This is a genomic window from Allocoleopsis sp., from assembly GCF_036703385.1.
Taxonomy (GTDB): Bacteria; Cyanobacteriota; Cyanobacteriia; order Cyanobacteriales; family Coleofasciculaceae; genus Allocoleopsis.
This window is the reverse complement of the sequence record NZ_DATNPA010000695.1, coordinates 1-5,287: the sequence shown is the minus strand read 5'-3', so window position 1 is coordinate 5,287 and position 5,287 is coordinate 1. Positions and strand designations below refer to the sequence as shown.

Sequence of the window (5,287 nt, the reverse complement as noted above, 5' to 3'; positions counted from 1 at the left end):
AGTCCCCCAATTCCAGCGCCGATGACAACAACCCGCAATTTTCTGGTGTTGCCTTGATTACTTGGCATATTATCTTTTGTTTTATTTCTTAATATTACTTATCATAAATTAAGCTTTTATCAATGCACCAATCAGTGCGGCAGGAAATGGCGAGGGAGCATGTCACCAATGGGAAGCCCTCACCCTAAATCCCTCTCCCCGTGGGAGAGGGACTTTGAATCTTGCTCTCCCTGAGATGCTCCCAAGGGCGATTCGGTTACAGGCACGACGAGAGTGCGAAGAACAGTGCTTGAAGCGTTGCCCGAAAAATAAAGAAGAGAGTCACATTTTGCGGCTCTCTCGATTATCAGGGTGCATCTATTAACCTTATTATTACGCTTAGGCACGAGGGGTGTAACCCCCTATTTATGAAGTATTGATGAAATCTGAGCAGGCGATCGCTACACTCGCTTCACACTTAGCCTGAATGGCACTGACTTAAGCACTCTCCTACCTCACCAACCAACCCTTGTGCAGGGGGTCTCTAGGTAGGCACTCCGTCCCCCAGAGGGGGGTTTGGGGGGACACCCCCCAATCTGGGTTTTGTCCAAAGAACGACTACTTTTTGCTTAAGTCAGTGCCATTCCCCTTAAGTCAGTGACATTCCACTTAGCCTCTAGAGTAAGTTGTGAAGACACTCAATTTCGCTCTTCAGATAGGCGTCTAATCCTACCTAAAGGGGTATGTTATCCTCTATTCAAATTCTTTCTCTTCAAGGGTTTTCCGTATCTTGTTCTTTCTCTTCAAGGGTTTTCCCTATCTTGCCGGACGCCGACATCCTATGCCCCAAAATCCTCGTTTCACCAGGCTGACAAGCTTTCTCTGCTTTTTGGGTTGTCTTGCAGGACTCGCCTATCTATCTCGTTGGGTCTCCTCTGAATGTTTTTCACCTGAGGTACTCATTCTGGCTGTCCTGAGTATTGGGTTGGGAACTCTTGCAGTGAGAGAGGGGGTGGTAGCCGCGATCGCCTATTTCCGCCCAATTCCCGATGAAGCGCTACCCGATACCTTGAGAGAAAAGGTGGATTCTCTCAACCATTTGCTCTCAGATACCAATCAACAGTTGCAAGACAGTGAGGAACGGTTTCGCACCTCGATTGAGACGATGCTGGACTGCTTCGGAATCTACCGAGCCATTCGAGATGAGCAGGGAACAATTCTGGATTTTCGGGTGGAGTTTGTGAATCAGGCGGCCTGCTTGAACAATCAAATGAGTCCTGAGGAGCAACTCGGTAAAGGGTTGTGCGAACTTTTATCGGCTCATCGAGACAGCGGATTATTTGACGAGTACTGTCAGGTTGTCGAAACCGGACAACCGTTGATTAAAGATGCCTTATTTTATGAAGACCAGTACGGGCAAAACCGCTTGGTTCGAGCCTTTGACATTCGAGCAGCCAAATTGGGCGATGGCTTTGTGGCTACCTGGCGGGATGTAACAGTTCGTCATCAAATAGAGGAGGAACTACGCCACAGCGAAGCTCGCCTGCGTTCCATTCTGGAAAATATGCCAGTGATGCTTGATGCCTTTGATGCCACGGGCAATATCATTGCCTGGAATCAAGAATGCGAGCGTGTGACGGGATACACCGCAGAAGAGGTGATTGGCAATAACGGCATCATGGAACAACTTTATCCCAATGCCCCGTATTGCCAGCAGCAAATCGACCAATGGAATCAACGGGGAGATGACTATCGTAACTGGGAGTGGGAGCTAACCTGTAAGGATGGCAGCGTTCGGACGATCGCTTGGTCTAATATTGCGGCAGAATGCCCCGTTCCGGGTTGGGCAACTTGGGGGATTGGAGTCGATGTCACGGAACGTAAACGAACAGAAACAGCGCTTAAGCAAAGTGAGGCGATCGCACGAGCCAGAGCTTCAGAACTAGAAGCCTTTATGGAAGCGGTTCCTGCGGGAGTTTGGATCGCTCATGACCCACAATGTCATCACGTCACTCCTAATCGAGCCGCTTACGAAATGATGCGGCGATTGCCTGATTCTGTCATGACTGCAACTCCTGCAAATGGCGAATATCCCTTCCAGTTTAAAATTCAACAGAACAGTCAGGATATTGCATTAGAAGACTTGCCTATGCAACAGGCCGGTCGTACTGGGCAATCTGCCTCAGGGGAATTTGAGTTTGTGTTTGAAGATGGCGAGGTGTGTTCCCTATATGGCAAGGCCGTTCCGGTTCGATATGAGTCTGGTGAAATTCGAGGCGTAATAGGTGCCTTTATTGACATCACATCCCGCAAACAGGCAGAAGCCGCCTTGCAGGAAAGTCAGGCTCGGCTGGAATTAGCCCTTGATGCCGCCCGTATTGGTTCCTGGGATTGGGATTTAGAAACGAATGAAGTGGTTTGGACTCCGTATCATGAAATGATTTTTGGTTACGAGCCGGGAAATCCCAAACGAACCTATCAGGAATGGTGCGATCGCGTGCATCCAGACGATTTACCGGTTGTTCAAGCCAGTCTCCGACAGGCAATGGAAGAAAAGCGAGACTATGCCTGTGATTACCGCGCTGTCTGGACGGATAGCAGCATCCACTGGGTATCGTCCTACGGTCGCTTTCATTACGACAGCAACGGGAAGCCCACGCGAATGTTGGGGATGCTGTTTGATATCAGCGAACGTAAACAAACTGAAGCGGCTCTGCAAGAAAGTGAATTCATGTTCCGCACCTTAGCAGATACGATGCCGCAACTCTTCTGGGTGGTTCGCTCAGATGGGTATCACGAATACAGCAATCAGCGATGGTATAACTATACCGGATTGTCTCTGGAACAAGCGCATAGGCAAGGGGTGCATCAGATTATGCATCCAGACGATTTGTCCAATACCGTCAAAGCGTTTGATGCGGCGTTGGAAACGGGCACGATGTTTACGACAGAGCATCGTCTGCGTCGAGCGAAGGATGGGGAATATCGCTGGCACTTATCCCAAGCGTTGCCGCTTTATGACCCGAATGGTCAGGTTGTAAAATGGTTTGGTTCTTCGACAGACATTCACGACCAGAAATTAGTAATTGAAGAACGGGCGCAGGCACTCGAACGAGAACGGGCAGCCCGTATGGCATTGGAACGTGCCAGTCGTATGAAAGACGAGTTTTTGGCAGTGGTATCCCATGAGTTGCGATCGCCTCTCAATGCGATTTTGGGCTGGTCGCGGCTACTTCGCACTCGTACCTTTGAGCCACAGAGAACAGAACAAGCTCTGGCTGCCATTGAGAGAAATGCCCAAGCTCAAACTCAGCTCATTGAGGATCTGCTCGACATCTCGCGCATCATTCGCGGCAAGATTCGACTAGAGTTACACCCAACCAATCTGATTCCTTGTGTTCAGGCCGCAATGGATACCATTCGTCCTGCTGCCACAGCCAAATCCATTGCCCTCTCATTTTATTCGGCTCTCGATGCAGATTTTGTTTCCGGTGACCCGGAGCGATTGCAGCAGATTGTCTGGAATTTACTCTCCAATGCAGTCAAATTCACCCCGACTGGAGGACAGATTGATGTGTACGTTCAATCCGTCAATCAAATGGCTCAAATTCAAGTGATAGACTCTGGTAAAGGAATTTCTCCCGACTTTTTGCCTTACGTCTTTGAGCGATTCCGACAGGAAGACGCAACAAGCACCCGCACTCAAGGGGGATTGGGATTAGGGTTGGCGATCGTGCGAAATTTAGTAGAGCTGCATGGAGGCAGCATTGGCGTTGACAGTGCTGGGGACGGGCAGGGGACAACCTTCACCGTTGAATTCCCTCTTTTATCTGCTGCTCTACAGGAACATTCAGCCAATTATCCAGGATTGCATCGTCAAACGATCACAGACACATTGCTAGCCTTGTCCAATATCAATGTGTTGGTCGTTGATGATGAAGAGGACACAAGGGAGTTTTTGCAAGTCGCTTTAGAGCAATATGGTGCAAAGGTCATCACGGCTGCGTCCGCCGCAGAAGCTTGGCAATTGTTACAAACGCACAACCCTGATGTATTGCTGAGTGATGTGGGAATGCCTGAAGAAGATGGGTTCATGTTAATTCGCCGTATCCGAGCGCTGCCGCCTCATCAGGGTGGACAAATTCCTGCTGCTGCGTTGACGGCTTACGCCAGAGAAGGCGATCGACTCCAGGCATTGGCGGCTGGGTTTCAAATGCATATCCCTAAACCAATTGAACCCATGCAACTGCTAACCGTCATCATGAGACTGCTTGAGAGCGGGATTGAAGTAGCAACCAACAGCAACATGCGTTAAGCCCAACTTTGCCGAAAAATAAAGTAGAATTAACGGCTTGGGAAATGATTGCTGGATCGGTGCTCTAGCGGTGACTAAAGTTTGGCTTTATTGAGTTCATCCTGTAGCGCTCGTAGGGTAGGGTATTTGGAACGTATCTGCTGGATGTAAACAACCCAGTCAGACTGAGTGTTGAGCGATTCGTATAAAGCCTTGATCTGCTTTAGGTGTTGAGCCGCGACTTGGTAGGCACTACGACCTCGTTGATCGATGTATTGCTCCACTATCTGTTGATAGAGAGCGATCGCAGTTTTTGGCTTTGTCTTTTCTGCTGCTTTTGCTACATTCAGGATGTAGTTGGCTCGACTCCAAGCACTTAGTTTGGGTAATAATTCTAAGGCTCGTTCTAGGTTTTTTTCATGCAGAGCAATCTCGATTAATACGGCAATCTGATTGTTGCTCTCCAACGTTTCCAAAACATCTGATTGCAATTGCTCCCAATTCCCGACTCGCTGAGCCAAGTCTTTTAAGCTCTTATACTTTTCTAGAGATGAAGAAGCCAAAAAGACCCGTTTTTGCCACTCTAAGGCTGTTTGAGAATCTCCGTATTCTCGATGATATTTGACCAGCCACTCCTGATAACCCCAATGAGAGTTCTTGGTTTGCTCCTGCTGCGAAATCAAAGGTAAAGCTTGTTCAGGGGCTTTGGCTTGGAGTAAAGCGTCGGCGAAGTCGATCATCAGTCCAGGCAGATGAGTAAAATGCTGTTGAGCGATCGCTACCGCTTCATCCAGCTTACCTTCCTTCAACAGTACAAAAGCCCGTTGTTCTGGGGTGCCTAATTCATGAATCAGGGCGTTCCCTTCCTCGTTCTGTCCAGTCAAGTCACATCGTGCGGCTAGAATACCCACCAAGGCTTGTCGCTTCCAGCTACTACAACGGCTAATTTCAGCCCGAATGCGTTCCTCAATCGTAGACCACTCTGCTGCTGTTGCCTGTTCTAAGAGGTGTTCG

1 protein-coding gene and 1 pseudogene are annotated in these 5,287 nt (G+C 48.9%); one reads left to right on the top strand and one right to left on the bottom strand.

Annotated elements, in window-relative coordinates; translation table 11 throughout:
• The first annotated feature begins 820 nt into the window (after positions 1-820).
• On the top strand, positions 821-4,294 hold the full coding sequence (locus V6C93_RS32725; protein ID WP_333480866.1) for a PAS domain S-box protein: 3,474 nt from the start codon (positions 821-823) through the stop codon (positions 4,292-4,294).
• Positions 4,295-4,368: 74 nt separating this feature from the next.
• On the opposite strand, the pseudogene V6C93_RS32720 reads toward V6C93_RS32725, so the two are convergent.
• Positions 4,369-5,287: pseudogene (locus V6C93_RS32720) on the bottom strand (DUF6880 family protein); the annotation flags it as partial.